Here is a 25,018-nt window from a genome sequence, read left to right on the forward strand (position 1 = left end):
TTGGCCCGGCATCCAAAGCCTGCTCGGCTCACCACGGTAGAAGCTGACGTAGCTCCCTCGGTTTGATGTCAACTTGCTGACCCTGTGCCAGCGTCCGGTGTTGTCTTGGATTCGGTGGGTGGTCATGGTTTCGCCGCCATGCAGCCTTTCGGCCATGGGTTGTACTGCTTGTCCAGGTACTGCCAGGCACGCCAAGCTGCCTGCGTTGAGTTGTTGGCGTACTCGCCCCAGCCGCTTGAGTGCAGTTCGCGGCCGGTACTCATTGGCGGCCTGGTTCTTCGGCAGAACTCTTCAAAATCCTTACGCTTGCTCATGCCTTCCTCCCCGACTTCCGCGCCCAGCGCTCAGTCGTCACAGTGATAAAATTGCGGATGCCGGTCAGTACCTGGAAAATCTCGCCGTCGAATTCGATGAACAGTCCGGATTTCCTGCGCTCCGGTACGCGGTCGATCACATCCAGTAGGCGACCTACGCCGCCGTCTTCTCGCCGTTCGTGCACGTCAAAGTTGGGCATGGCGCGCCACCTCGATAACCTGGTGGATACCTTTCGCATAGTCAGCGGGGTGAACCTGCGATGCGGCCTCGAGGTTGATCACCATCGTCTCCACCGGACCGCGACCGTCGAACATGCACTTGGGCAGATGGGATGCCTGCTCAATCATCTGCGCGGCGAACTTTCGTCCTTCCCATATTTCTATCTGAGACATAGGGGGTGTCCTTGCCGCGCTGGGCGGCAGAAGGTGGGTTAAGGAAGGGCTGCGATCATGCCTTTGTAAAATTCGTAACCGCCGGGATGGCCCAAGTCCTCGGCGACCTTCAAAACTTTCAAGGTTGGCCAAGTTGGAACCAGCTTCCAGTTGTCGTTTTCATCGCCTCGCTTCCGCGTATTCCATTTGGCAATCACACTTTTTCCGTCGTGGTCGCTTATGACCAGGTGGCAGCCGGTGCAGATCACGCAAGCCGATCCATAGGGCCTGGATATTTTTGCGTCTGCGGCGCACAGCGGGCACGGAAGCAATCCCTCGAAAGCGGCAAGTGCTTGGTCGTCATTATTTATTTCAGGCATGCAGATATCCTCGCCCGCCGCTCACCGGCAGGCATGTAGGGGGATTGGGGTTAGGAACTGATCGTGATGCCGACAGCGTCGATTGCTTTAAAGCAAGCGTTGCGCATTTGAATTTTGGCGTGGTGGGCATCCAGCCAGCTATCATCGATGGCGTCTTCTGGCGGTTCAGGCGAAGGCCCAGCCGTTGGAAGTTCCACCACCAGCGTCTCGCGGGATGCGCTCCAGCCAATCCAGCACATGCCGACGTACAGATTGATGTACTCACCATTTGTCCGCTTCGACAGACTTGCTCCCGGGAACCTGGCCAAGTGCCAAGCTTCGAACTTTTCCTGCGCTGTCTGCGTCATGGCTTATTCACCTTGTAGATGAAGACGTAGGCGAACCAGAGGGTGGCAATCATGGCGTCAGCGCCTGCCAGTACGTCGATTGTGTCTCTGATGTCTTCACGAGCCCTTTGCGCTTCAGGCGCTGGCAAGCCTTGCTCACATCTTCGCGGGTTGCCCCCACTGTTCCGCACATTGCCCAGGCAGTGGAGCCTTGCACGCTGCGAAGGTGGTTAAGGACTCGCGTGTCGAGCGCGATTCGCCCAGTCATAACTCCGCTTGGGCCTTTCATGATGTCACCGATTTTCGGTAGCCCGCGTCATGGAGTGCCTTAGCCAGAGCGTCCGGCCTGTATGGCAGGCATGAGGATATTTCTTGGGCGATCTCTGCAATTGCAGCTTCACGCTCTTTCGCTGCGATCTGCTCGGGCGTCAGGATGGGGCGTAAGTGGCGCTTGGTTGCGCATTCGACATCGCGGGAGTTCCCGCCGTCATAATCAAAAGTGAAGGCGGCGACCATATCGCCGGCTGGCCCCTCGTAATGAGCGATCACCTTGACCGTATGACCATCCTCGAGATCATCCTTAAACTGTTCGTCGAAGCCAAGATCCTGGAACTGGCATACCGTCCCAACAGGCGGAAGACCCTCGCCGGTCCAGGCATTTACATTTTCTTCAGGCATAGCGATTCCTTTGCCGCTATAGCGGCTGACTTTGAAGGGGGAGGGGTTACAGGTTTTGCGGGTGGAGTACGGATGTACTCCTATCGGGATTTGAGCAACTCGGTCAGCTGTGCGTCGGCCGCCTGCATATCGGCCATGGAGCGGAACCCGATATTAATGGCGTACTTTCCGCCGCCGGATTCAGTCGTGTAGAAACCGGTGCTAAGCGCGTCCACCACCGCTACCGGCGCGGGATGCTCGGCGTAGAGCGGGACAACCTTGAAGTCCGGGTCTTGCTCGTACTTCCACAGGCGGCTCTGGTTGCGCAGTGTGAAATAGAACTCTCCGTTATCCGTCCAGTGAATATCCCACGCCACCGGCTCGCCCTGGGGCTGGGCGGCTTCCAGTAGCACAAGAACGTTCCGGTACGACTTACGCAGCGTTTCAAGCTCAGCCGAAAGCGCGGCTCGATCAGCGGCCAGCTTCACGTTATCTGCCTCAAGACCTTCCGCAGGCTTGGCAGGGGCATCCAGCAGGGCGCGCAGTATCCAGACAACACCGCGAGCGCTTTCCGCGTCCGCACCATCGCCACCATCATCGAACACTGCGGCCAGCTTCAGCGCTTGCTCAAGAGACTTTCGCGACACGCCGTCAATCGTTTGGTTGTGGCTCATACAGCCTCCCTTGTTACCAGATCATGGGCATCCACAACGGTCATGCCGAGCTTCTCGGCGATCAGCACTTCCAGCTTTGCGCCCTTTGAATGCTCCCAGCCGGGCAGGGTGGCCACGGTGTCGCAGTCCATCAGGGCGGCAATGTCGCGGAGCATGCAGTCGTTCCAGGTGCCGCCGTCGGGGTTGAGTTCGGCGGGGTTGGTGATGGTGTGTCCGCCGGCGCGCAGGTTGGTAGTCATGGCGTGGAAGGCGGCAAAGTTGAGGCCGGGCAGGCCGGTCATGGGGCCGCTGAGGTAGATGCGCTTCATGCTGCCTCCTGCGACGATTCTGAATTTCTATTTTTAGCAGTCATGCGATATCCTCGAGTAAAGTTTCGATCAGGCATTTATCGAGTTCAGGGACGGTTCCATATGCAGATAATTAGTATTTTTAATAATAAAGGCGGAGTGGGTAAAACTACTTATATTTATCATATTGCCCACTTATTAGAACGAGCTGGCCAGACCGTGCTTTTGGTAGACCTGGACAGCCAATGTAACCTTTCTTCCTATTGCCTATCGGATCAAGAACTGGAACGAAGCTGGCGTTCAGAGCGAGGTAATAGTATATGGAATGCTATTGAAAGAGTTTCCGTTGGCTTGGGCGATATTAGGGAGCGCCGTCCAACTAGATTAGTAAAAGACCATGCATTCGGAGCATATGAAAATTTGTATCTCGTTCCGGGCGACGTGATGCTGAGTTCTTATGAGGACCGCCTTGGTGATACTTGGAGCGCGGCCCGAGGCGGCGACCAGATGTCGCTGAGGGTTCAGTCTGCAATTTATCGCTACATTCTTTGGTGTGCTGAAGCTGTTTCCGCTGATGTGGTGTTACTTGATCTAGGACCGAATCTAGGTTCGTTAAATCGCGCAGTGTTGGCTGCTAGTAACTATTTCATCACTCCGGTTTCTCCTGACCTTTTCTCTATTAGAGGTACAGAAAATCTCGGTAGCAAGCTAAATACCTGGCGGTCCGGCTGGGATCAGTGCAATACCTATAAAGATTACATTGATTTCGAACTTCCCGGTGGGAAACCTTGCTTCTTAGGCTATGTGAAACAGCAACACAACGTGCGTGATAATGAAGCAGGAATGACCCGAGGATGGAATCTTTTCGGCGAGCAGATTGAGGATGCCGTCCAGAGAAATATCGTTGCGAGGCTTGATCCACTTGGACAAGTGTTTCGGTGGGGCGATGGTCGCTTTGATTTGGGCGGTATTCCAAATCTTCACAGCTTGGTCCCGTATTCGCAGGAAGCAAAGAAGCCTATTTTCGATTGCAACGGACGAGATGGGTTGACTGGTGCTCACATTTCCAGGGCCAGAAACTCAACTCGGTTTTTTGAACCGATGGTCGAGACACTTCTCCAGGTACTAGACTAGAGTCGTCATGCCTGCCGTCCAATTCTTTCAACCAGGTCACTCACATAGGCCGTAGATCGAGCTACAAAGCGCTACTGCCGGGTCGGCGCGGATAAAGTCATATTGGCGGCCGCCGTGAGAGGTTTCTGCCCACTTAACCCTGGCATGGATCCCATGGGAGAGAGTGCCAGCCTCGGCTGCTGACTTTGCACCGAGGTCCGATGCAGGAAAGAAGGTGGCCACCTTGGTCTTACTGACCTTCGATATGAGCTGCTCCCACTCTGCGAGCCGCTCAAGCTCTTCTGGAAATCGCTTGCTGATTTCCAGAAGTTCATCCTTTCCCGCGTTTATGCACGGCATGCACCCGACCCTGCGCATACCCATCTCGTACAAAGGGTTTGACCTTATCCCATGCTTTCGGTGCATTTCGAAGCACTGCTCAGCGCTCCAGGGAAGAATTGGCCTGTAGTTCCACAGCTCGGCACCATTGTCCCTGGTCATTACATGTTCAGAGGCCGGCAATAGCGCGCGCTTCGCACCTTCGTCGGCTCGGACACCCTGCCAGGATTGCACGTCGTCACCAGCATCGAGCAATGGAAGGTGGACTTGCTTCGTCAGTTGGTCGCGCTTCAGTTCTTTGGAGCAGAAAGCGACTTTGGTGGAAGGAAACCGGCCGTGAACCATGCACATATCGAGGAACGGGTTGCCCGTTGTGTAAAGTAACTGGAGCGCTTGCTCGGCGACCTCTGCGGTCCACTCGTATCGCCCTTGGTTCTTATGTGTGCCCGCGATGACGTTGCGCATCATCTGCCGACGCCCTTCGATCTGCTTCGTGAAGTCTGCGCGTATCCAGCGGATCGGAACACCAGTGACCTGCTCAACGTACCTCACGTATTCATAGGTCGAGGGATGTTCGTTGCCAGTGTCCGCGAAAACTGCCTGAAGGTGTTCGACCTCCTGCTCTAGGGCCAGCAGGAGCATTGCGGTGCTGTCTTTCCCGCCGCTATAGCTGATGACGTTGTGTTCGACGGTCATATTGAATTCCATGTGCGCGCCTGCCTCGCCGGCTGGCGTGATTCGTTGATATGGGGTATTACGGGTGACCGGCATGGAGCCGGATCAGGCAGCGCTGGCGGTTTCTTTGATTGCCATGATGGCGTTTGCGGCGTGTCGCACGTAGTACAGGCGAGCCATCAGATTTGGGCACGGCTTGCTGATCGTCGATTCCCAAAGGTCTCTGCCACCGATCAGTTCTTCGTTACCCAGGAGAAAATCGTAGGCCAGGACCGTCTCGCTTTCCCGGCCATCGGCGAAGCCCTCGACCTCCTCAACTACGTCGGCCAGGTCGGCGAAAGGAAGGCGCTCGTCTTGCGCTTGCTCGCGCTCGCGCATCCACTCGACCAGTTGTTCAGCCTGCTCCAGGGTGGCGCCCTTGTTCGGGATGTCGGTGATCCATTCAGGAACTTCATCGTCCGGCAGCTCATGCTCAATTCGGCCGGCTACGCACTCGCACACAGTGTCGCGGATCGCGTCGAAGTCGATCACCGCGCGCTTGATGTCGCCGTCCAGCTTCTCATGCAGATAGCCGTCGCTCTGATGGCGCAAGAAGTTGATGCCGTAGCTGGCGCCGACGTGGAAAACGAGCGGGCCGATATCGCCCATCATGCTCATGCCGAAGCGGGTAACGCAGATGTCGAAACCGTAGCAGCTACTGCCTGGCCGTGCGCAGCGCCAAACCTCGACGCCGTTTTCGTTCACCAGTTGAGTGTATTGGTGTTTGGCCAGGTCTTCCGCGACCCGGGCGGCGAGTGCGGTACTTTCATGCTCTTTCATGAATTATCTCCAGTCAGGCGCCGCCCTCCGGTTACCGGATGCAGCGAGTAGGGTGGGTTATTCGTCGTGGCAGATGCGAAGAGCTTCGCGGTTGTATGCGAGCTGCAGTTTTGCCGACACGTTTTCAGGAATCACGTATTCGTGTCGTGGTGGCGATAGGAACTGCGCCGATCCTGCTGGGCCAAGGCCGTGCAGGTGGTGAATCATCAAGGTCATGGCCTCGCCCTGTTCCTCGATTCCGTTCCAGGCCATCAGGTCAGCCAAGGCTTGGCGGGTGCCGGCCATGGTGTGGAGTCGCAATTCTTCCTCGCCGCGAGTCTTTCGCCTCGCCGCAGTCTTTGCTGATCGTTCTTTCTGCGCGGCAGCCATGTCCTACCTCTTCTATTCCGCTGGCCGGCAGTGCGAGCCAGGTTTGACGTTTGCGTTGCTGGGGGCGGGCTATGCGGCGCATGAATCGACCTTCACCTGGTGCCAGGCGCCGACCGCTTCGAAGATCCGCGCAGCGTGCGCCTCATCCAGCGACATCGCTTCAGGAATGGCGATCCAGCCCGAAGCCACTATCTGGCCTTGATTGGCCTCGTCGCGCAGCTTCATGTAGCAATGCTCGATCACGTCTTCCAGATGGTCAGATAGGTAGATGCCCTCGGGCGCAATCTCCACCGACTTGCTGTAGCGGTCGCCGCGGGCGTCGATGCAAAGCGCGCTCAGGTAGATCGTCCAGCGGTGGGGGATACCGCAAACGGCTTGGCCGATCTTACCGGGAGGGATGTTCTTCAGCGATTTGTAGTTGATCATGCCCTGGCGGCCGCTTGGATCGATGTTCACCACGGCGACGTGGTTAGCGGCGAGCAGCGAACGGCAAGACCGGTCAATGCGGGCTTTGAGGTTGTGCGGCTTGCGCTTGCTCATAATGCCTCCGCAAGTTTGCGCAGCGCGTTACGCTCGGCCCGGGTGATGGGCGGCTTGCGGCGCTTGAGTATGGTTTCGGGATCGATCTTGGTGGAGCGGGGCGGTGGTAGCGGTTTGCGTGGCGGGCTTGGCAACTGCGCGACTATCCCTCCAGCAGCCAAGAACTGCGCCGTGCGCTCCGATATCGAGTAAGCGTCCTGGCGGTGCTGCTCTACCAGGCTGAGGTGGTTACTGATCATGCTGGCCTCACTTGATGCGGATGGAACTGTCGCCGCGCTCAAGGTGCGCCCAGCCCGGTTCGGGGATAAGTTCGTGTTCCGCATCTTCGCCAGCGGCCATACGCTTGCGCACCGCCTCGTTGTGATCGCGGATTTCCTTGAGCTTGGCGGCAATGGCCTTTTTATCCGGGGTGATGCTTGATTTCACAGACGTCAATTCGTCTGGCACTGCATCTTCGTTGTCTACGATCACCCGTTCACTTCCCATTGCCAGGGTGATGGTGAAGAGTGGGCGCTTGATCGACTTGATGTTGGCGGCTTCCATGTTGCGGCGCAGGTAGTCACTGATCTGCGACACGCTATTGGATTTGATCCGCTTGAGTTCGGCCAAGCGCTCGATTTCGTTGTCGATGGCCGTCACGTCGCTTTCGATATTGCGACGCAACATGACGATATTGTCAGCCTTGATGTTGAAGTCGCCTTGAACCTCGTCCATGGCGTTCTGCAAGGCCTCTTTCAGGCCCTCATCATCGGTGTCGGCCATGGCCTGGAGTTCGGCGAGTTTTCCGGTCAGTGCGTAGAGTTGCGTCATGCTGCTGACTCCTGAGTGAATTTAGGGGTGAGATCGCGAAGCTCTTTGGCTATGCGCTTGATGGCGGTGTCGTCGTTTCGCGCGGTAAGCCGGCGAACTGCATGGTCGTGGAGCTTTTTCAGCTCCTGCATCGACTGAGCGCCCTGCATGGTCTCGACCACCGACTTGATGTAGTCCAGGCGCTCCTGCTTCTGGCGCTCGATCTCAGCATCCCGGTCCTCTGCCTGCTCGATTGCCTGCTCCGCCTGGAGCTGCTGCACGTAGTCCTGGTCATCGAACAGGCCAAGGAACACGTCCGCGCTGAAGCCGAGCATGGACAGCGCCTTCTTGATGGCATCTGTCAGCGACTTCTTCGGCGCTTCGCCGTCGGTCGTCATGCCGTAGCTGGTCTTGTACTGGTAGCGGGTGCAGCCGTATTGCTCAATCTCTCCGCGCTTGTCGTCCTGCATGAACCAAAGGGCAATTTTCACCGTGTGCCCGATCTCGCGACCGATGCAGGCGCGCTTGTCGCCTTCGCCGATGAAAATTTCATGACCTTCATCGAAGCGTTCTTCGACAATCCGCCAGCCCCAGCCAATGCCCACAGGGCCAAACAGTTCGGTGGCCTTCATGACCATCGCAGTACCGCTCAGGCTGGTGATGTCTTGGCCGTTGACCTTGGCTTTTTTGGTAAATCTGGTGTCGGTTTTATCGACCTTGCTCCAGATCTGCATGTTTTTATCGGACATGACTATCTCTCCGCGCCACCGGAGAGGGGCGCTGTGAAGGGGGTTATTGGGTGGCTTTGTTTATCAGGTTGTCGTATGCCTCGACGCGTTCACGCAGAGACGGGACGGCATCAACCAGGCCGCGAAATATTGTTGCGGCATCTATAAGGGCCAAAAGAAGCTGGGGAGACATAGCGATCAGCTTGGCGTTGGCCTTTTGAACAGCAAACCCTAGCTCGATATGCTCGCCGTCGACCGAAGTTACTCCGATAGAGCAATCGCAAATATTCCAACCATCGCTTGAGTCGGCTTTCGTTCCATCGCCGCTATCAGCGCCAAGAGCAGAAAAAACGCCTGTTGAATTTATTACTTCCCACGGGCCGGGCGTGTGCTTGTTCATGGTGGTCACCTATTGAGTAATGAGCCCGCCGATAGCGGGGCCCAGGAACAGGACGGTGTAGAAGATCAGGCCGGTGATGAAGAAGGCCCAGCGGATGGCGCGGCGCCTGTGCTGCTGGTGGGTGGTCATGCCTTAACTTCGTAAGCCACGGTCCACTCACCACACAGGCAGGCCCGGCGGCTCCAGGCGTGGACGTTTTCGATACCAGCGTCATAGGCCAGCGACAGGGCGCCCAGCCAGGAAGCGTGGGTAAATGCCAGGGTCATGGTGTTCACGGTGCAGCCCTCCGAATGTCAGCCAGGAACGCTTCGGCCTGCATTTCGTAGAGACGGTGCAGGCGCTGGACGTAGTGGCTGTGTTCTTGTGTGTCGATGGCGCCGAGCGAGTGGGCCATTTCAACGGCCATGCTCGTTTCAGCGTGGAGCTGAGCCGATGAATCACCGGCCTGCAACTTGGTGAAGCGTGAGTCGATGATTTCCAGGGCAACCCTGTGGTTACGGCTCATGCTGCCCACCGTTGCCGGCGCTTGCGGCTGTCAATCTCATGCCACAGCGCCAACGTGATCTGTGGGCCGTACTGGTGAGCCAGCACCGGCAGTTGATAGTCCGGCACGTCCATCCGGACGCCGTCCTCGTCGTAGCAGATGCCCGACACCAGTTTGAATTCCAGCTCGCGGCAGCCCTGGGCGTCCCAGTCGCTGTTCCAGCTGGCCGGGCAAGGCGGCTCATTCACGCAATGGGTCACCTCCACCTGGAGGACAAACCCCTCAACAACTATTTCGTGTTCCATGGTTGCCTCCAGGCTTGGTTATTCGGTGGGTGGTTGCGGTAATGGCTGCCAGTGGGTCGGCTTGATCTTGTGCCCCCAGCCAACTGCGACGTACCAGATGTCGTCGTAGTCGAGGCTTTCAGGGGATGCACACCGCTTCTGGTGGTTGAGCTCCGCAGTGGTGAGCTGCTGGGTGCCGAGGACCGTCACAAAGCAGACCAGAACTTTTTCGTTGTAATCGGGCAGTCTGTCGCTGCACTTGATCCAATTGCTCATGGAGACCTCCAGTATTTGGGGTTAGGAGATAACGATTGATGCCAAATAAGCTCGGCACTCCCGAACACGGTCGGCAGCGGTTTGGAGTTCAGCACCAAGCGCCTTCAGTGCACCCAGGTGAATCATTTCCCGTCCGCGAATCAGCGTTCCTTGGTAGTTGTTGCGGCTGTCACAGGTGGACACCGCCACAGTTACGCCATTGACGCTGACCGAGTAGCCAGATTGCCCAGCGTGCCCACGAACAGTAGCGAGCCGATCGGTTGCGGCCTGGTAGGACTTTTCGGCTGACTCCAGAGCTTTAACCGCCTCCGTGATTGCCTCCGTGTATTTGCTCATGACTCTCTCCATTCGTTGGCTCACCTGTATTCGTCAACACTCATGCCTCCCGCTGGTTGCCGATGGGCGCGGGGGAGGAGTGCTGACGTAATAGAGGTGGGGAAGGGGGGGCAGATGGCCGGAGCTGATCCCGGCATGGCTATTAGCGGCCTTAGTGACACCGGAGTTTCACCGGGGCGAAGGTTTCAGCCGCTTATTCTTGGACTCGCCGTGGCCATCTGGGCGCTTACTCACTCTACCGGCCACGATTCCCGCGATCCCTCAGGTCTTACACTTGCCCATCAGCCTGGGCATTCATCTGCTTGTTGCGGTGATGCAGGTGGGCGGTTATAGGCCGCATTTTCGTCCGCATCGGGCTGACACTCCGTGATCACGGCTACGCTTCCGAGTGGTTACGGCAGGCTCCGTGCAAAGTGTCAGTCCGATGCGGTCTCACTCTATGGCCGTCGCGGCTACTCAGTGAGAGGCACTCGGGCAGTTAACGACAGGCTGTCGTGTTTGCTACAGGTGCCGGTACTGAGCTGATGTTCTTCCGTGGTTTTCGTGAAAACCGTGCTCTACCTCTGCGGCCTTTCGTGCTGTCGCTGCGTCTTCAATATTGCTGAACATGCCAAGGTATATGTATTTGCCATCTACTCGGATCTGAGCGAGCCATTTCGAGTAGCGCTTATGCCAGCAAACGCCGGTGACGCCGCTCTTGTTGCCGCTTTGTTTGCGCTGGTTTCTGCCGTTCTGCTTGTTTGAGACCAGCCGCAGGTTGCAGAACCGATCATCCGACCTGATGCCGTTGATATGGTCGATCTGGCCTTCAGGCTGCTCGCCGGTCATATAGAGCCAAGCAAGTCGATTTGCACGGTGCTTAATAGCGTCGATACGAATCACCAGATACCCCTCAGCATCAAGGGCTCCAGCAGATGATCCATCGCGCACGCCCTGACGACCTTTGTGGCGCATGGCCCCTGTTTCTGGGTCGTAGACAATTGCCTGCTTAAGCCGCTCCAGCGTAAGGAGCGAAGTCATTGAGGTCATAAGTAGACTCCGGTTGTTTTCCCGCTGCCCACCGCTCTGGATGGGCATCAGTGAATAGGTCCGTCATGCTGCGAACAGCTCTTGCTGATGCGGCTGAGGCGTGCAGCGCTGGATTCCGGCCCGTATGGCTGACTCCAGCAGTTCGGCGTCTTGCTCAAGCTCAGGGAAGGCTCCGGCGAACTCGCTCACTGCGGCGCGAAGTGCTGTCGCCTCACGCTGCAGCGTTGGGAGCACGATGCTGCGCATGTTGCCGACGGTGCGCAGGTCAAGGCTGCATTCCCAGCAAAGCCTGATGTAGTCGAGCATGTACTTCGGCATTTCACTTCCTCCGGTTGTCATCCCAAGCAGCCCTCGCGAGAAGGCTGCTCAGTGATGCTTTCCGCCGTGACCCGCTACTGGCGTCGGTCACCGGCTTGAATCAAATGTTCTTCCAGCCGCGGGCCTTTCGGCTTGTTCTCCCGCTGGATAACTGTTCTTGGCGCTTTACGCTGCACGCCCGGGTCAGTTGCCAACCCTCTGGACCGTTGAGGCCGGTTCATCGCTGCCTTTGAATCTGGGCCGGTGGTGATCCGGCAAGGGTGAAGCTGTGCGACTAAAGAGCGGCGGGCTGTGAGGCCCTGGCGAGTCCCTGTTGGGTGACTCGATGGGGTGAATATGTACCAATGGTTCATATTGGTCAAGTACCAAAAGTACATATTTTTGTCGGGGCGCAAAAAAACCGCTCAGTGGGGGTCGAGAAAGGGGGAATGAGGGCTGCTACAATCGGCCCACCCCAGAGCAGGAGCAGGAAATGAAACGGATAATTGCCCTATCTATATTGGTCTCTATAGGTGGTTGTGCGAGTGCGCCCCAGGTCACGCAAAGTGATTTCACCTATAAGGATATTTCAGATTATGGAGGCGTCGGCGTGCGAGCCACCTCCCCGTCGGCTGGGGTAGCTATAGATATTTCGGCATCATGTATCGAGGGCGATATCCATTATTCGATACGACCAATGAGTACAGAGCCATACAGGGCAGCCGATAAACGCTGGTCGCTCATCATGGGCGGAGCGGGGTTTTTGAGGGGGCCGGTTGATTTCGATAGCGAAGCGCTGTTCAGGGCCTCGATTGCAACGCTAGAGGCGGTCAGTCCGCCAGCGTTGTTCGGGGGTAGCCAGCGCGTCAAGATCTCCAATTATCAGATAGAAGCAATCCCGGATCTTTGCAGGAAGAAGCGCGGAGAGCACGTTGCCCATGTTCGCGGTCTCGCAGACAAAGACCGAGCGAAGGACGAACAGTTAATCTCAGAAGTGGTTGGTCGGACCGGGGTACAGCCCATGCTCATCGGAAAAAACCAAATGAGCTTCAACAACCTAATGTCCTTTCTTCAGGAGTCGGGAGTATCCAAGCACAAGGGAAAATTCATATGGGTGAGCGATGGTGATTACAGAATCGCACAGGTTGTTGGCGGGAGAGTTCTGCTTATCAGCATGACAAACCCCGGCGCTTTTCCAGCGATCACAATTATCACTGACAAGGAAGCGCTGGAAGGACAGCTCTGGTCTTCGGTATCGCAAGGACCGCTGGAGCTGATAGGCATGTCTTCCTACAAGGCAGTGCTTGGAGCGAGCCGGCAGACAATCCTGTTCAAGTCGATATAGGCAGAGGATGGCCCGGTGTTGCGCCGGGCTAAATATTTAGGAATTTGATATCAAAGCATTCCACCCCGCCAAACCACACGCCCAATAATGCGCACCTCGTTTATTTCTCCGTCACGTAGCGTCTCGTCGCCATAGCGCGCCTTGTCCGGGTTGTCGCTGCGAATGATCCAGCCATCGAAGTCTGATTTGACCAGGCGCTTCACGATCGTACCTTTTGACTCGCTCTGCATGGCGAATATCTGGCCGTCCCTCGGTTCGACCCGCGATTCGTCAACCAGCAGCACGTCGCCGTCATTGATTGTCGGCTCCATGCTGTGCCCGTTCGCATAGATCACGTCCAGGTTCTTCTGGTTGAGGTTATTTGCGCGAAGCCAGGCCGACTTAAACGCCATGACACCGCGGATCTCGACGTGCGGGTTGTCGTCTCCGTCGCCGGTTGATCCGCGTGCCGTCAGTTGCAGGACGCCCGTGTAGCCGGATTCATCGTTCAGGTCGAAGCTGCGCGGGGGAGTGCGACCCTCAACAATCGCCGGACGCGCAGATTCGCGCATTTCGCCACGACCATATTCCAGCCACTCCACCCGCACGTTAAGAGCTGTGGCCAGGGCGAGCATCTTGGCCCCGCCCGGCATCGACTCACCGTTAAGCCATTTGCTGCAGGCCTTCGGTGTCACTTTCGCCATTTTTGCCAGGCGCACACCCGCGCCCCACTCAGGAATCCCGGCCTCGGCGAGGGACTGCTTTAAGCGCGCTACGAAAGAATTGCGGATTTCTTCTATTTGAACCATGGGTTCATGTTCTCACGCGCTTGCATGTACTTTCAGTTCCGACATAAGATGTACCGTAAGTTCATATTTGACTCGGAGGCCATATGCGGCCGCTCAAGAAATCGATTGATGATGCTGGTGGTGTTCCTTCCGTGGCGATGGCCTGCGGGAAGACCCCGCGCGCTATCTACAAATGGCTTGTTGCCGACGCGCTGCCGCGCACCGAGTACACCGGCGAAACCCAATACGCCAAGAAAATTGCAGAACTGGCTGCCGCCAACGGCAAGCCGTTCGAGCCTGCCTGGCTGCTCGCCGAGGCACACCCAAAGAAATCAGCTGCATAACCCTTTCGAACAACCAAGGAGCCTCACCAATGGCATACGACGACACACGCCACCTGAAAGACCGGGAGATCAAGTCCCGCTATGACGATGAAACCTACGAAGCGTTAAAGGCCGTGGCCCGCCTGCACAAGCTGCAGTTGGCCGTGTTTGTGCGCATGTGCGTCGAGGAGAAGTTGGAAAGCATCGTTGAACCGAATGCTACCGGTAAACACATGCAGGCCTGAAGGCCCTGAAGGAGGCTATGTGCCTGAAACCACGATCAGCCACGGGATCGATGGGCGCCTCTACGAGAAGCTTGAACGTTTGGCGAAGGATGCGGGCATGACGCCCGACGAATACGCCGCAAAGCTTGGAGCAGAGCGTTTTTTCGAGAAGACCAGGCCAAGAGGCGCCGGAAAGATCCGGCATCTGCCAACAACAAGGCGAGAACCGCCGAAGCCCGGAATAGGGCCTGAAAAAGGAGGGCCTGATGAAGACCCCAGCCAATAAACCCAAATCGCAGGCACAAAAAAGCCGGGGCGCAATCCCGGCTCTTTTTACAGCGCTTGCAAATAACGTTTCAACGTGGAGCTGATTATGCATACGTCGAACACTGATGTACAGGCCCTCAATAATCCCGCGCCACGTTTTCTGCAATCGCAAAACGTGGCGCGGACAATGTCATCCGTAGATCTTCGCGACCTTGTAAACGATGCCCGCACCCGTGCAGGCGAGTCAAAGGTCAGAAACGACCAGTTCATTATTCGCGTAGAGGACGAGTTATCCGGCGAGCTGGGGGTATGCAGTTTTATTGCACACCCCCAAAGCGGGGTAATGATGGCCTCGTACGACCTTACCCTGGACCAATGCACCCTGGTGGGAATGCGTGAGTCCAAGGCTGTTCGCCGAACGGTCCTGAAAAAGATCAAAGATCTGGAGGGGCCTAAGCAGCTTTCCACTATCGAAATCCTGCAGATCGCCATGGAGTCTGAAAAGGCCCGCTTGATGCTCACTGCCCAGGTCGAGCAGCAGGCAACCAAGATCCATTCCTTAGAGAACCTGTTCAAGGAAGGCATGACCCACACGCAATTCTGCAAGGGCCTCAATGGGGTAAACGTCATGCAGGTGGGTAATTACCTGGAAGGGCGCAGTTGGCTCTACAACGAGAGCAAGTCTGGCACCCGTCACCGTGTTGGCTCGTACGCCCGCGATAAGTACATGACCGAGCACCAGGTCGAAGTCACCCCGCACGGCAAAGAACCGTTCATCTCCTACACACCCATCCTGCTGAAGAAGGGCGCCGCACGCCTGTACGACCTGTACCTGGCCGGCGAGCTGCCCATGAAGAAGACCTGGGACGGTCTGTTCGCCCACGACAAGGCTATGCGGGGTGCGGCATGAGCGATGTACCGCGCCAGTTTAAAGGCGTGTGGATTCCTGCTGAGGTCTGGCTGGACCGATCACTGTCGATCACTGAAAAGGTGATGATGGTCGAGATCGGTAGCCTGCAAGATCCTGTACGGGGCTGCTACGCCAGTAATAACCACTTCGGCAGGTTCTTTGGCCTGTCGAACTCACGCGTCTCTGAAATCATCAGCTCTCTGACCGGCAAGGGCCTGTTGCGGGTCGAATTGATCCGCGATGGGCGTCAGGTTGTAGAGCGTCGCGTGCGCCTGACCGACCTATTCGGAAAGTCGAATACCTATTCGGAAAACGCTTCGACCCTATTCGGGAAAGGCGGTGACCCCTATTCGGAAAAGGCGCAGGAGAGTAATACAAAGAGCAACAGTACATCTGAGGGTGAAAAGCGCGGCTCAGCCAAGGCTTCCCCGTCCGCTTCGCGCAAGGTCTCAAAGTTTGATCCTCTGATTGCACGACCTTTCAATGTCAGCGAATCAACGTGGGCTGAATGGTGCCAGCACCGCCGAGAGATCAAGAAACCGCTGACCGCCACCACCTGCGCCAAGCAAGCCAAGACCCTGGCAGGTCACCACGACGCTGACGCTGTGATCAACCAGTCCATCAGCAATGGCTGGACGGGCCTGTTCCCTGACAAGGTTGTGACGGGCCGCAAAACTGTCAGCAACGGCCCGGACTACTACGATCAGTCGTGGCGCACCGATACGAGTGATGACCTATGAAAACAGTCACTCAGATGATCCCAGGTGCAGCACGGGCCCTGGCCACCGCCACCCCTTATCAGGCCCCGGCGCAAATCGGCACCCAGCTTGGCGTTGTGGATGACGCCACCGGCGAAGTGGTCGAGCGCCTGTTTCGGCAGTTGCAGGCCATATTCCCGGCGCACAAGCAGGCCTGGCCCGACGACAAGGCCAAAGCCGCCGCGATGCGCAACTGGACAATGGGTTTCATGGCCGCCGGCATCCGCACGCTGGAGCAGATCCGTTATGGAATCGAGCAGTGCCGGAAAAGCGGCTCACCGTTCGCCCCAAGCGTCGGCCAGTTCATAGGCTGGTGCACGCCCGGCCCTGAGGCGTTCGGCTTGCCAGCGAGCGCTGACGCATGGGTGGAGGCATTGATGGGCGTCTACAGCCATGAAGGTGTGCGCGTCGCGGCCAACGAGACTGGAATATTCGACCTGCGCACCGCAAAGCAGGAAGACAAGGGCCTACGTCAGCGCTTCGACCACAACTACGCCGTGGTGATCCGACGCGCCCAGGAAGGCCAGCCGCTGAACGGGAAGATCCTCACCGGGATCGGCCACGACAGCCAGAAGACCGCCTTCGAACTCGCCAACGAACTCGCCGACCAGCAGGTCCAGGCAAAAATCATTCAGCAAGGCATCCCGGCCGACGGCAAGTCCGCCCGCGAGTTGCTGCTGGCAAAAATGAACATCAAGCGCGAGCTGGTGTGCGGCGCGGAGAAACGAACATGAGTGATATTTGCGACCAGGCTGACGATGTAATCGAAGAAGCCCTGAATCGGTCCCTTTCCCAGATCCCTCGCTACACCGGTATCAGCGCCACAGAGTGCGTGGGGTGCGGTGAGTTGATCCCGGAGGGCCGTCGTGTGGCTATTCCGGGGGTGACGCTTTGCACGCCTTGTGCTGAGCGTGAGGCTCTGGCTAAGAAGGGAGTACGGCGGTTATGAGCGAATTTGTTGAAGTTAAGACGCCAGACCTGTCGGGCGCGGCGCTGGATTGGGCTGTTGCGAAGGCTGAAGGCGTTGCGGTTTCTGTCCGCGCACCAACTCCACCACTGCTTGGCGCTGCATGGCTATCAATTGGTGATATGGGGTGCACTTTCCATCCATCAACGGATTGGAGATGCGGCGGCCCGCTGATCGAGAAGTACAAGCTCGACATCGGCGCTCCACTCGAGAACAAAAACGGCCCTTGGAATGCAGCCACTGAATGGGGGCACCCCTTGGGCTACAAGGGCTGCACCCCGCTGATTGCCGCCTGCCGCGCCATCGTTGCCTCGGTCCTGGGCGAGGCCGTAAGCGTGCCAAAGGAGCTTGTATGAGCGAAATCACTAGAGCCGCAATCGGAATGCCATTCAGCATGGCGATGGAAAGCGAGTTGTCCCGCCGTCAGTTCCATTCCATCGCCCAGGCGCTCCTGGCCGAGCGCGACCGTCTCCGCGCCGAAGTAGCCGGCCTACGCACCGGCTACGAAGCCTACGAGCGGGTGAATGCTGAGTTGAGAGCTGAGTGCGAAAAGCTGCGTGCGTATGGCGAGGAGTTTGCATCGCTTGCTGAGCGCCGCCACGAAGAGGCCGATGCGTTGCGCAAGGATTCCGAATCCTATCGCTTGTTGAGCTTCTGCCATGGGCAGGGAACGCTGGAACTGGTTCGGTCTCACCATGAGTTGTGCGCCGAGATTCGCCGATTGAAAATTCTCGCCGGCGAGCCAGTGCCGCCAACTCCCGAAGAGTTCATTGGGCCAAGCCCTGAAGGTCCGACGGCGCGCATCCGCCGCAAGCTGGCCGCCATGGGCAAGGGAGAGCCGTCATGAAGACCTCAAAAGCCCTTGAAGGCTTCGCCTACTGCGCCTTCCCTGTCCTTCTCTCGTCAATCCTCATCGGCCTTGTACTGGCGGTGTGGATGGCGATTTATGCGGGGGTTACCCAATGACCAACCTGCAGATCCGTAATGAATCAGACCGTGCCCGGGTGATTGGGCATATCGCTGGAATGGATATCACCAAGCCCAAGAAGCTCGCCATCACCGAAGTGGACCGCAGCGGGGAGCAGAACAAGGCCCTTCACGCAGCCCTGGCCGACATCGCAGCCCAGGTGGAGCACGCCGGGAAAAAGTGGGACGTCCTGATCTGGAAGCGCCTGCTGACGGCCGCCTGGCTGCGTGAGTCGGGCGATCAACCGCAGATGATACCTGCGGTAGACGGGAACGGCTTCGACGTCATCTACGAGCGCACAAGCAAGCTCACTGTGAAGCAGTGCGGGGAGTTGATCGAATGGGTTTTTGCTTTCGGCTCCGAGCACCAGGTGCGCTGGACGCAAAAAGATCACTGGGGTGGCCGCTATGACTAACAACTTCAAGCCGGGCGATCTGGCTCTTGTCATCTCGGGCGGGTATTTGGGCGAGACCGCAGAACTGGTGCGATTCGTAATGCCTGGCGACCTGATCGTGTCGCCCACCACGGGCAAGGTTTACGAGTTCAGGCCGGCTGCCGGGGTTGGCGGATGGCTGTGCAAGTTCAGATACATGCACGCGGTAAAGCACGAAAAGAACCTGATGCCCTTGCGCGGCGACTTCACCCATGAGCAGCAGAAAGCCAAGGAGGCTGTATGACCATCGAACGGAAGCCGGCCAAGCCGAAGAAATGCCGCGTCGCTGCGTGCAGGGCCTCATTCGTGCCCTCGCGCATGGGCCAGGCGGTGTGCAGTCCAGCGTGCGCGCTGATCGACGGGCCGAGGCATGCGCCAAAGGCACGCAAGGCCCTGGCCGACATCGAGCGCAAGGACATCAAGGTCCGAAAGGAGAAGCTGAAGAGCAGGGCGGATCATGCCAAGGACACTCAGCAGGCCTTCAACGAATGGGTGCGCCTACGTGACGCCGATCTGCCTTGCGTGAGCTGTGGTCGCCACCATGACGGCCAATATCACGCTGGGCACTATCGGACTGTTGCGGCAAACCCAGCCATCAGATTCGAGCCGCTGAATGTCCACAAGCAATGCGCTCCATGCAACAACCACAAGTCGGGCGACATCGTGAATTACCGCATTGAGCTGGTGAAGCGTATCGGCGCCGAGGCCGTGGAGTGGCTGGAAGGGCCGCATGAGCCCAAGAAGTACACCATCGAGCAACTGAAGGCGATGACCGCCGAATACCGGGCAAAGACCAGAGAGCTCAAGAGGGCTGCAGCATGAACTACCAAAACGTCATTTCTGCAGTCGTCCGCGCTCTTGCAGCGGAGACGATCAACAGCGCAGGTGGGTGCAACGTCGAGCCGCGGGTGCAGACCAGCAAGCTTAAAGGCGAGATCACCGGCAAGGATGCGGCACTGCTCGCTGACTGCATCGTGCACAAACTTCTGCACGCCCAGCTTTCCCCGCGGCACTGGAATGCATTGGTGGCTAAGTACAGCACCCACCGGGGGCGCAAGATCGATTCCATCGGCCGTCTTGTTGCGGTCGTGTCCTCACCGGCGCCGCTGCGCTTCACTCAGCAGGCGGTGCTGGTCTGGGCTGTGCCGCAGCAGTCGAAGGGCATCCGGCGTGCAGTGGTCGAAGTCAAAGCTCCAAAGCATCGCGAAAACAAGGATGAGGGCCAGTGGGATTGGCGCAATAAAGCGGCCGACGCAGATATTGCGCGAGCCAATAAGCACGCCAGGTCATTGGCCGAGACGAAGCCGGGAGAGATGATCGTCCTTGCCGAGTCGAACTACGACATGACGAACTGGGATACCCAGGGCCTGACCGAGCGCACCTATCAGCGCTGGAACAAGAGCATCAAGGGCGCACTGGAGTCGATGGTGGACGAGGCTTTGGTCGATGCACAGCACATGCTTGAGGCCGTAGGGGTTCTGTCTGGGGAGGCCGCATGAAAATAGTCCCTCAAAAGGGCTTGCAATATCATGTCGCCATGTCGCATTATTCACCCATCCTGTCATTCCTGCGTGTGTAGGAGTGACTAACAAGAACCCGGCCACTGCGCCGGGTTTTTTATTGGTGCGCCAGGCATGGCGCGTTGCGCGCAAGCGCAACCAGCTTGGCTGTGGTGGCCACGCTGGTGACTGGGAGGTGAAAGTCCTCTACACACCCGGCAAGGGGAAGTGTTAGCCAGAGGCAAGGGTGTCGCGGGTGACTGCGAATCTGAAGGAAGCCCGAGGCAAAATGCTGGCCTGACGAACAGGAAGCGGATAGAGGCGGCGCAGCGGGGTAAGAAGGCCAAAATCTTCAAAGCCCAATACTTGCACGGAACGCTGTGACGTAGATCCGACAGGCATAAGCAGGAAGGTCGCGCGAATTACCCTGGGAGATCTGCACGTTTGCCAGTGTGCTACCGAGCGTCGAGAGGCGATGGGATGAGCGTGCAGAAGTCAGCCGAAGCCGTAGTAAGTGGCGAATAACCGCGCCACCAAGGGCCGAACAGGTTATGCCGCCAGTAGGCGTCAGAGTCTCGTTGAATACCGAAATGCAGAAATTTCTCCAAGAGAAGACTGTGACTCCGAGTCCCGGACAGAATCCGAGGATGACGGCTGACAGCGCAAAGGTATCGACGGCATCTGTGACGTGGACGAACGCGGAGCCGGACACGCTGATGGCGCGGGTGCTTGCACCGGCCAACCTCAGACGTGCGTATCAGCGCGTGGTCAGCAACAAGGGCGCGCCGGGTGCCGATGGCATGACGGTCGACGACTTGGCGGACTACGTGAATCAGTATTGGCCGATCCTCCAGAGGAGGTTGCTGGCCGGCGAATACCACCCGCAAGGTGTACGCGCCGTCGACATCCCCAAACCCAAAGGCGGCACCCGACAACTGGGCATTCCCTGCGTCGTGGATCGCCTGATCCAACAGGCACTGCTGCAACAGCTCACGCCGATCTTCGACCCGCTGTTTTCGGATTACAGCTACGGCTTCCGTCCGGGCAGAAGCGCCCACCAAGCCATCGAGACAGCCCGCGCCCATGTGGCGGCAGGGCATCGCTGGTGCGTGGAACTCGATCTTGAGAAATTCTTTGACCGGGTCAACCACGATCTCCTGATGGCGTACGTGGCGCGCCAAATCGTAGATAAACGCGTGCTCAGACTGATCCGGCGGTACCTCCAAGCCGGTGAGATGTCGGGTGGGATCGCCAGCCGACGGCAGGAAGGGACGCCGCAAGGCGGCCCGCTCTCGCCGTTGCTGTCGAACATCCTGCTCAACGAACTCGACCGCGAGCTGGAACGGCGGGGTCATCGCTTCGTGCGTTATGCCGACGATGCGAACATCTATGTGCGCAGCCCTCGTGCTGGCGAACGAGTGATGGCCAGTGTTGAGCGCTTCCTGAATCAGCGCCTGAAACTAACGCTGAATCGGGATAAGAGCCGAGTAGCCGGGTCTTGGATGTGTGATTACTTGGGTTACGGGATGAGCTGGCATCAGCAACCGAGACTGAGAGTGGCGACGATGAGCCTGGGTCGCTTGCGCGACCGGCTCAGAGAGCTGCTACGTAAAGCGCGGGGCCACAAGGTGGCGACTGTCATCGAGCGGATAAACCCCGTGCTGCGCGGATGGGCGGGCTACTTCAAGCTGAGCCAGAGCAGACGGCCACTTGAGGAATTGGACGGCTGGGTGCGTCACAAGCTTCGCTGTATCGTCTGGCGTCAATGGAAGCGGCCCTCTACGAGGGCGCGCAACTTGATACGCTTGGGACTTAATGCGGCGCGGGCGTGGAAATCGGCAGTCAATGGCCGAGGCCCATGGTGGAACTCGGGAGCGCCCCATATGAATCAGGCGTTGCCGAAGAAGCTGTGGGACCGCCTCGGGCTGGTCTCGATACTGGATACGATAAACCGACTTAACCGTATAACCTGAACCGCCGTATACGGAACCGTACGTACGGTGGTGTGAGAGGACGGCGGATGTGAATCCGCCTCCTACTCGATCCTGAGTTTTACTGCAGCCAGGGCAGCCTCACGGAAGGCCTGGACGCTGATAAGCCGGTAGTGCAGCGCTACGGAAAAACACCGGCAGCCCGCGCACCCTGACCTCACTGTGCTTACAGGGTGGCGCGAGACAGGAATGGCGAGATCGATGCATTAGGGCGTTGACGCTTGGATCGTCTTTGGCTGACAGCGGGAAAGACCGCGCACCTATTCAGGGCCCCGACATTGATCGGGGCCTTTCAGTTTTCGGCTCCACCACACCCATTGCTCCGAGCTGGGAGTGCTGTGTGAGTCGATTCAATTCCGCAGGCTTTGGCCTGTTGTATCCCTAACTCCCTGACGGGGAGGAACCGAGATGTCCAACATGCCAGACAAACCAGACACTTGGGCGATAGCGCTTGCGTGGTTGAGCCAGCATTCGCCGATCCTCTATGCGGCTGCGTTGTCCTGTGCGATGGCTGTCCTGCGAATCACCTACGGTGGCGGCACACGTCGCCAGATGATCGTGGAGGGCGCCATCTGCGGTGGCCTGGCCCTGACCATCATCAGTGGGCTTGAGTTCTTCTCGCTCCCACAGAGCATGGCTACCTTCGTCGGTGGCTGGGTTGGCTTCCTGGGCGTGGAGAAGATCCGGACCATTGCCGACCGGGTGACTGACTTCAAGCTACCAAGCCGAAAGGTCGATTAATCCGCGCCACGTTTTCACAACCGCCGTTTCGTGGCGCGAGATAGATCAATTTATGACCACATCAAAACCGCGAAATTTGCCAAGGGTTCAGATCCGTGGCGGCCAGGTCGTATCGACCGACAGTTTGTCGAACATGGTTGCCAACATAGGCACCAACCGAGATAAGCGCACCCACAACGTATTCGGCTTTGAGTTCGTCAATCAGATCGAGCTTGAAGCGGCGTATCAGTCGAACTGGATTGCCCGCCGTATCGTGGACAAGCCGAACGAGGACGCACTGCGTGAGTGGCGCACATTCAATGGCAAGCAGGCCAAGGACATCGCAAACGAAGAACGCCGCCTGGGTGTACAGCAAGCCTACCTTGATACGTGCTGCTGGGCAGACCTGTACGGTGGTGCCGCGCTGCTGATGGTGACTGGGCAAGACCTGAGCGAGCCCCTCGATCTCAAGAAGATCGGCAAGGGCGACCTGAAGAACCTGGTGGTACTCGACCGCTGGGACATCCAGCCAACTGAGTTCAACCTGACTGACCCGCTCAAGTCAAACTGGATGCTCCCTGAGTTCTACATGATGGTGAACGGCGAGCAGCGCATTCACTACAGCCACATCATCCGCCGCACTGGGGCTCGCCTGCCGCGCCGTATGCGCATGTTCGAGCAAGGCTGGGGTGACAGTCGTCTACGTCGCTGCATGTCTGACCTGCGCGATGTGGTGGCTACCAAGGGCGGTATTGCTTCCCTGGTGCTGGAGGCCAACGTTGACACGGTCAGCGTGAAGGGTCTGCAAGGCGCTCTTGCCAGTGCTCAGTGCGAAAAGATCACAGAACGCTACCGACTGTTCGGCATGATGAAGTCCCTGGTCAACCTTGGGCTTCTGGATGCCGACAACGAGACCTACGAGCGCAACAGCATCTCGTTCTCAGGCCTTAGCCAGATCATGGAGCAGTTCATGGTGTGGACTGCCGGCGCGGCAGAGATGCCCGTCACTGAGTTGTGGGGGCAATCAGCCTCGGGCTTGAGCGCCACCGGTGAAGGTGACCGCAAGACCTACGAAGGCACCATCAAGGGTAAGCAGGACGGCCAGATGCGTCTCGACCTTGAGGCGCTTGATCAGGTGCTTATCCGGTCGGCCCTGGGTGACTACCCCGAAGATCTTGAATTTGAATGGAAGCCTCTATCCCTGCCTACAGGGACTGAGCAGGCCCAGGAAGATCTGGCAGAAGCCCAGGCCGACGCGCTGAGCATTGAATCCCGAGTCATTCGCCCGAGCCATGCCATGCGCCGCGCTCAGTCGAAAGGCACGTACGCCATAACCGACGAGCAGATCGCCGCCCAAGAGAAGATCGAGAAGGATCAGGACAATGGAATCGGCGACGACGGCAAAGACCTCCCAGGTTTCGACCTTGGAGAGGCTGAAGGCGACAAACCTGGCGATTCTGGAGCAGCGGAAAAAGAAACCCCGCGCCCCTAAGCCTGTTCTGCCAAGCCAGGAGGCTGAGCGCTACTACAGCGGCCAGCTTCGAGGGATGGTTAGGCTGATGGCTGGGGAGCTGGTTAAGGCGCTTGAGCCTGAGCTGAAGCGTTTGAAGCGTGACTACATTGCGGATGCCAAACCGACCATGGACGGCTGGACTGATGAAGTCCTCGCGGCAATACGCGGGGTTTCGCGCAGGTTCAGCTCGTCCCTGTTCGAGTCGCAGATCCAGCGGGTGGCGGCCAGTACTGTCAGCCGAGCCGAATCCGATAACGCCGAGGACTTCCGCAAGTCTGTCAATCAAGCGGTCGGCGTCGACTTCCAGTTGATCACCCGGCCCAAGGGCATGCAGGACTATCTGGAGGCCTCAACCGCCGAAAACGTCAACCTGATCAAGTCTATACCCGACGAATACTTCAAAAACGTCGAGACGATAGTACTGGGCGGCATGAAGGATGGTCTCGCACCTACCGCCATCGCCAAGCAGATACAGGAGCAGACCGGTGTAAGTGCCAGACGGGCCAAGCTCATTGCGCGTGATCAGGTGTCGCAACTCAATAGCGACCTGACCCGCCAGCGACAGGCAGCAGCGGGGATCGAATTCTACAAGGCGGTGGATGCGGGCGATCAACGCGTATCTGGCGCACCAGGCGGTAAATACCCGAACGCCAAGATCAGCTGCTACGGAATTGCCCGCCAGGACATTGGCTACGGCCCAGGCGTCTACAAGGTCGCTGACGGTGCCCCGTGGGGTGGAAAGACTGGCCTACACCCTGGAAAGCATCACGTTCTCTGCCGCTGCATCGCCATCGCCATGATCCCGGGCGTGAACTACTTCCCCAAAGACGGGTAACCCAATGCAAA

The 25,018-nt window shown here is 58.0% G+C and carries 44 protein-coding genes; 20 read left to right on the forward strand and 24 right to left on the reverse strand.

The features are described 5' to 3' along the window. Positions 1-122: 122 nt before the first annotated feature. The 8 genes from RHM69_RS29340 to RHM69_RS29375 all read right to left on the reverse strand — a co-directional run bounded on the left by RHM69_RS29340 (position 123) and on the right by RHM69_RS29375 (position 3,031). The gene (locus RHM69_RS29340; RefSeq protein ID WP_282375605.1) at positions 123-314 is read right to left on the reverse strand and encodes a hypothetical protein; all 192 of its coding nucleotides are present in this window, start codon (positions 312-314) and stop codon (positions 123-125) included. Next, entirely contained in the window at positions 311-514 is a 204-nt protein-coding gene (locus RHM69_RS29345; RefSeq protein ID WP_322255336.1) for a hypothetical protein, read from the reverse strand. Before RHM69_RS29345 ends, RHM69_RS29340 begins: the two co-directional genes overlap by 4 nt. After that, complete coding sequence (locus RHM69_RS29350) at positions 501-707, reverse strand: hypothetical protein (RefSeq protein WP_322255338.1); 207 nt, start codon at positions 705-707, stop codon at positions 501-503. Before RHM69_RS29350 ends, RHM69_RS29345 begins: the two co-directional genes overlap by 14 nt. 38 nt (positions 708-745) lie before the next feature. Continuing rightward, on the reverse strand, positions 746-1,066 hold the full coding sequence (locus RHM69_RS29355) for a hypothetical protein (RefSeq protein WP_322255340.1): 321 nt from the start codon (positions 1,064-1,066) through the stop codon (positions 746-748). Between the two features lie 50 nt (positions 1,067-1,116). After that, complete coding sequence (locus tag RHM69_RS29360) at positions 1,117-1,413, reverse strand: hypothetical protein (protein WP_322255341.1); 297 nt, start codon at positions 1,411-1,413, stop codon at positions 1,117-1,119. Between the two features lie 264 nt (positions 1,414-1,677). Continuing rightward, positions 1,678-2,070, reverse strand: coding sequence for a hypothetical protein (locus RHM69_RS29365; RefSeq protein ID WP_322255342.1), 393 nt, complete (start codon positions 2,068-2,070; stop codon positions 1,678-1,680). An 80-nt stretch (positions 2,071-2,150) separates the two neighbouring features. Beyond that, positions 2,151-2,723: a hypothetical protein gene (locus tag RHM69_RS29370; protein ID WP_322255343.1), complete on the reverse strand. Its 573-nt coding sequence runs from the start codon at positions 2,721-2,723 to the stop codon at positions 2,151-2,153. Continuing rightward, positions 2,720-3,031, reverse strand: coding sequence for a DUF4406 domain-containing protein (locus RHM69_RS29375; protein WP_322255344.1), 312 nt, complete (start codon positions 3,029-3,031; stop codon positions 2,720-2,722). Before RHM69_RS29375 ends, RHM69_RS29370 begins: the two co-directional genes overlap by 4 nt. Positions 3,032-3,133: 102 nt before the next feature. On the opposite strand from RHM69_RS29375, the gene RHM69_RS29380 reads away from it, so the two are divergent. Beyond that, the gene (locus tag RHM69_RS29380) at positions 3,134-4,144 is read left to right on the forward strand and encodes a ParA family protein (RefSeq protein WP_274358459.1); all 1,011 of its coding nucleotides are present in this window, start codon (positions 3,134-3,136) and stop codon (positions 4,142-4,144) included. 36 nt (positions 4,145-4,180) lie between these two features. Here the strand turns inward: RHM69_RS29380 and RHM69_RS29385 are convergent, their stop codons facing one another. The 15 genes from RHM69_RS29385 to RHM69_RS29455 all read right to left on the reverse strand — a co-directional run bounded on the left by RHM69_RS29385 (position 4,181) and on the right by RHM69_RS29455 (position 11,509). After that, positions 4,181-5,158: a phosphoadenosine phosphosulfate reductase family protein gene (locus RHM69_RS29385; RefSeq protein ID WP_322255345.1), complete on the reverse strand. Its 978-nt coding sequence runs from the start codon at positions 5,156-5,158 to the stop codon at positions 4,181-4,183. An 84-nt stretch (positions 5,159-5,242) separates the two neighbouring features. Continuing rightward, positions 5,243-5,956: a hypothetical protein gene (locus tag RHM69_RS29390; protein WP_106118498.1), complete on the reverse strand. Its 714-nt coding sequence runs from the start codon at positions 5,954-5,956 to the stop codon at positions 5,243-5,245. 57 nt (positions 5,957-6,013) lie between these two features. Next, the gene (locus tag RHM69_RS29395) at positions 6,014-6,325 is read right to left on the reverse strand and encodes a hypothetical protein (protein ID WP_106118499.1); all 312 of its coding nucleotides are present in this window, start codon (positions 6,323-6,325) and stop codon (positions 6,014-6,016) included. Between the two features lie 69 nt (positions 6,326-6,394). Further along, a complete protein-coding gene (locus RHM69_RS29400; RefSeq protein WP_322255347.1) occupies positions 6,395-6,865 on the reverse strand; it encodes a hypothetical protein in 471 nt (156 codons plus the stop codon). Continuing rightward, on the reverse strand, positions 6,862-7,104 hold the full coding sequence (locus tag RHM69_RS29405; protein ID WP_322255349.1) for a hypothetical protein: 243 nt from the start codon (positions 7,102-7,104) through the stop codon (positions 6,862-6,864). Before RHM69_RS29405 ends, RHM69_RS29400 begins: the two co-directional genes overlap by 4 nt. Positions 7,105-7,111: 7 nt before the next feature. Continuing rightward, positions 7,112-7,675: a siphovirus Gp157 family protein gene (locus tag RHM69_RS29410; protein ID WP_322255350.1), complete on the reverse strand. Its 564-nt coding sequence runs from the start codon at positions 7,673-7,675 to the stop codon at positions 7,112-7,114. Then, on the reverse strand, positions 7,672-8,403 hold the full coding sequence (locus RHM69_RS29415; protein ID WP_322255351.1) for a hypothetical protein: 732 nt from the start codon (positions 8,401-8,403) through the stop codon (positions 7,672-7,674). Before RHM69_RS29415 ends, RHM69_RS29410 begins: the two co-directional genes overlap by 4 nt. 43 nt (positions 8,404-8,446) lie before the next feature. Then, entirely contained in the window at positions 8,447-8,782 is a 336-nt protein-coding gene (locus RHM69_RS29420; RefSeq protein WP_322255353.1) for a hypothetical protein, read from the reverse strand. 125 nt (positions 8,783-8,907) lie between these two features. Beyond that, a complete protein-coding gene (locus RHM69_RS29425; RefSeq protein ID WP_289345607.1) occupies positions 8,908-9,057 on the reverse strand; it encodes a hypothetical protein in 150 nt (49 codons plus the stop codon). Then, complete coding sequence (locus RHM69_RS29430; protein ID WP_322255355.1) at positions 9,054-9,287, reverse strand: hypothetical protein; 234 nt, start codon at positions 9,285-9,287, stop codon at positions 9,054-9,056. The genes RHM69_RS29425 and RHM69_RS29430 overlap by 4 nt, the downstream gene beginning before the upstream one ends. Beyond that, entirely contained in the window at positions 9,284-9,571 is a 288-nt protein-coding gene (locus tag RHM69_RS29435) for a hypothetical protein (protein WP_322255356.1), read from the reverse strand. The genes RHM69_RS29430 and RHM69_RS29435 overlap by 4 nt, the downstream gene beginning before the upstream one ends. A gap of 18 nt (positions 9,572-9,589) precedes the next feature. After that, positions 9,590-9,826, reverse strand: a complete 237-nt coding sequence (locus RHM69_RS29440; RefSeq protein ID WP_322255359.1) for a DUF551 domain-containing protein — start codon at positions 9,824-9,826, stop codon at positions 9,590-9,592. A gap of 21 nt (positions 9,827-9,847) precedes the next feature. Continuing rightward, the gene (locus RHM69_RS29445; RefSeq protein ID WP_322255360.1) at positions 9,848-10,162 is read right to left on the reverse strand and encodes a hypothetical protein; all 315 of its coding nucleotides are present in this window, start codon (positions 10,160-10,162) and stop codon (positions 9,848-9,850) included. Positions 10,163-10,663: 501 nt separating this feature from the next. Then, complete coding sequence (locus RHM69_RS29450; protein WP_322255361.1) at positions 10,664-11,191, reverse strand: HNH endonuclease; 528 nt, start codon at positions 11,189-11,191, stop codon at positions 10,664-10,666. Between the two features lie 63 nt (positions 11,192-11,254). Further along, positions 11,255-11,509, reverse strand: a complete 255-nt coding sequence (locus tag RHM69_RS29455) for a hypothetical protein (protein ID WP_322255363.1) — start codon at positions 11,507-11,509, stop codon at positions 11,255-11,257. 472 nt (positions 11,510-11,981) lie between these two features. Between RHM69_RS29455 and RHM69_RS29460 the strand changes: the two genes are divergently transcribed. After that, positions 11,982-12,833, forward strand: a complete 852-nt coding sequence (locus RHM69_RS29460) for a hypothetical protein (RefSeq protein ID WP_322255365.1) — start codon at positions 11,982-11,984, stop codon at positions 12,831-12,833. A gap of 50 nt (positions 12,834-12,883) precedes the next feature. Here the strand turns inward: RHM69_RS29460 and RHM69_RS29465 are convergent, their stop codons facing one another. Continuing rightward, positions 12,884-13,621, reverse strand: a complete 738-nt coding sequence (locus tag RHM69_RS29465) for a S24 family peptidase (protein ID WP_322255366.1) — start codon at positions 13,619-13,621, stop codon at positions 12,884-12,886. An 83-nt stretch (positions 13,622-13,704) separates the two neighbouring features. Between RHM69_RS29465 and RHM69_RS29470 the strand changes: the two genes are divergently transcribed. From RHM69_RS29470 to RHM69_RS29555, 18 genes are all read left to right on the forward strand, one after another. Then, complete coding sequence (locus RHM69_RS29470; protein WP_057978881.1) at positions 13,705-13,944, forward strand: hypothetical protein; 240 nt, start codon at positions 13,705-13,707, stop codon at positions 13,942-13,944. A gap of 29 nt (positions 13,945-13,973) precedes the next feature. Then, the gene (locus RHM69_RS29475) at positions 13,974-14,168 is read left to right on the forward strand and encodes a hypothetical protein (protein ID WP_040267807.1); all 195 of its coding nucleotides are present in this window, start codon (positions 13,974-13,976) and stop codon (positions 14,166-14,168) included. A gap of 19 nt (positions 14,169-14,187) precedes the next feature. After that, the gene (locus RHM69_RS29480; protein ID WP_322255367.1) at positions 14,188-14,433 is read left to right on the forward strand and encodes a hypothetical protein; all 246 of its coding nucleotides are present in this window, start codon (positions 14,188-14,190) and stop codon (positions 14,431-14,433) included. 87 nt (positions 14,434-14,520) lie between these two features. Beyond that, complete coding sequence (locus tag RHM69_RS29485; protein ID WP_322255369.1) at positions 14,521-15,324, forward strand: phage antirepressor protein; 804 nt, start codon at positions 14,521-14,523, stop codon at positions 15,322-15,324. Then, positions 15,321-16,064, forward strand: a complete 744-nt coding sequence (locus tag RHM69_RS29490) for a helix-turn-helix domain-containing protein (protein WP_322255371.1) — start codon at positions 15,321-15,323, stop codon at positions 16,062-16,064. The genes RHM69_RS29485 and RHM69_RS29490 overlap by 4 nt, the downstream gene beginning before the upstream one ends. Further along, positions 16,061-16,816 carry a replication protein P gene (locus tag RHM69_RS29495; protein ID WP_322255373.1) on the forward strand — a complete coding sequence of 252 codons (756 nt, stop codon included), beginning with the start codon at positions 16,061-16,063 and terminating at the stop codon, positions 16,814-16,816. Before RHM69_RS29490 ends, RHM69_RS29495 begins: the two co-directional genes overlap by 4 nt. Continuing rightward, entirely contained in the window at positions 16,813-17,031 is a 219-nt protein-coding gene (locus tag RHM69_RS29500) for a TraR/DksA C4-type zinc finger protein (RefSeq protein WP_322255374.1), read from the forward strand. The genes RHM69_RS29495 and RHM69_RS29500 overlap by 4 nt, the downstream gene beginning before the upstream one ends. After that, complete coding sequence (locus RHM69_RS29505; RefSeq protein WP_322255375.1) at positions 17,028-17,405, forward strand: phage protein NinX family protein; 378 nt, start codon at positions 17,028-17,030, stop codon at positions 17,403-17,405. Before RHM69_RS29500 ends, RHM69_RS29505 begins: the two co-directional genes overlap by 4 nt. Next, positions 17,402-17,896, forward strand: coding sequence for a hypothetical protein (locus tag RHM69_RS29510; protein ID WP_322255377.1), 495 nt, complete (start codon positions 17,402-17,404; stop codon positions 17,894-17,896). Before RHM69_RS29505 ends, RHM69_RS29510 begins: the two co-directional genes overlap by 4 nt. After that, positions 17,893-18,015, forward strand: coding sequence for a hypothetical protein (locus tag RHM69_RS29515; RefSeq protein ID WP_322255378.1), 123 nt, complete (start codon positions 17,893-17,895; stop codon positions 18,013-18,015). The genes RHM69_RS29510 and RHM69_RS29515 overlap by 4 nt, the downstream gene beginning before the upstream one ends. Continuing rightward, positions 18,012-18,431 (forward strand): recombination protein NinB, encoded by a 420-nt coding sequence (locus RHM69_RS29520; protein WP_322255380.1) that lies wholly within the window; start codon positions 18,012-18,014, stop codon positions 18,429-18,431. Before RHM69_RS29515 ends, RHM69_RS29520 begins: the two co-directional genes overlap by 4 nt. Next, a complete protein-coding gene (locus tag RHM69_RS29525; RefSeq protein WP_322255381.1) occupies positions 18,424-18,693 on the forward strand; it encodes a hypothetical protein in 270 nt (89 codons plus the stop codon). Before RHM69_RS29520 ends, RHM69_RS29525 begins: the two co-directional genes overlap by 8 nt. Beyond that, positions 18,690-19,271 (forward strand): recombination protein NinG, encoded by a 582-nt coding sequence (locus RHM69_RS29530; RefSeq protein WP_322255382.1) that lies wholly within the window; start codon positions 18,690-18,692, stop codon positions 19,269-19,271. The genes RHM69_RS29525 and RHM69_RS29530 overlap by 4 nt, the downstream gene beginning before the upstream one ends. Continuing rightward, positions 19,268-19,948: a hypothetical protein gene (locus RHM69_RS29535; RefSeq protein ID WP_322255384.1), complete on the forward strand. Its 681-nt coding sequence runs from the start codon at positions 19,268-19,270 to the stop codon at positions 19,946-19,948. Before RHM69_RS29530 ends, RHM69_RS29535 begins: the two co-directional genes overlap by 4 nt. Positions 19,949-20,499: 551 nt before the next feature. Beyond that, a complete protein-coding gene (gene ltrA / locus RHM69_RS29540; RefSeq protein WP_011805433.1) occupies positions 20,500-21,921 on the forward strand; it encodes a group II intron reverse transcriptase/maturase in 1,422 nt (473 codons plus the stop codon). A gap of 426 nt (positions 21,922-22,347) precedes the next feature. After that, the gene (locus RHM69_RS29545; protein WP_057024391.1) at positions 22,348-22,680 is read left to right on the forward strand and encodes a phage holin, lambda family; all 333 of its coding nucleotides are present in this window, start codon (positions 22,348-22,350) and stop codon (positions 22,678-22,680) included. A gap of 52 nt (positions 22,681-22,732) precedes the next feature. Then, a complete protein-coding gene (locus RHM69_RS29550) occupies positions 22,733-24,151 on the forward strand; it encodes a DUF1073 domain-containing protein (protein WP_322255385.1) in 1,419 nt (472 codons plus the stop codon). 67 nt (positions 24,152-24,218) lie between these two features. Further along, positions 24,219-25,007, forward strand: a complete 789-nt coding sequence (locus tag RHM69_RS29555; RefSeq protein ID WP_322255387.1) for a phage head morphogenesis protein — start codon at positions 24,219-24,221, stop codon at positions 25,005-25,007. Positions 25,008-25,018: the final 11 nt, after the last annotated feature.

Origin of the sequence: Pseudomonas sp. CCI1.1 (assembly GCF_034348165.1) — a bacterium.
In the GTDB taxonomy this organism is placed as follows: Bacteria; Pseudomonadota; Gammaproteobacteria; order Pseudomonadales; family Pseudomonadaceae; genus Aquipseudomonas; species Aquipseudomonas paracarnis.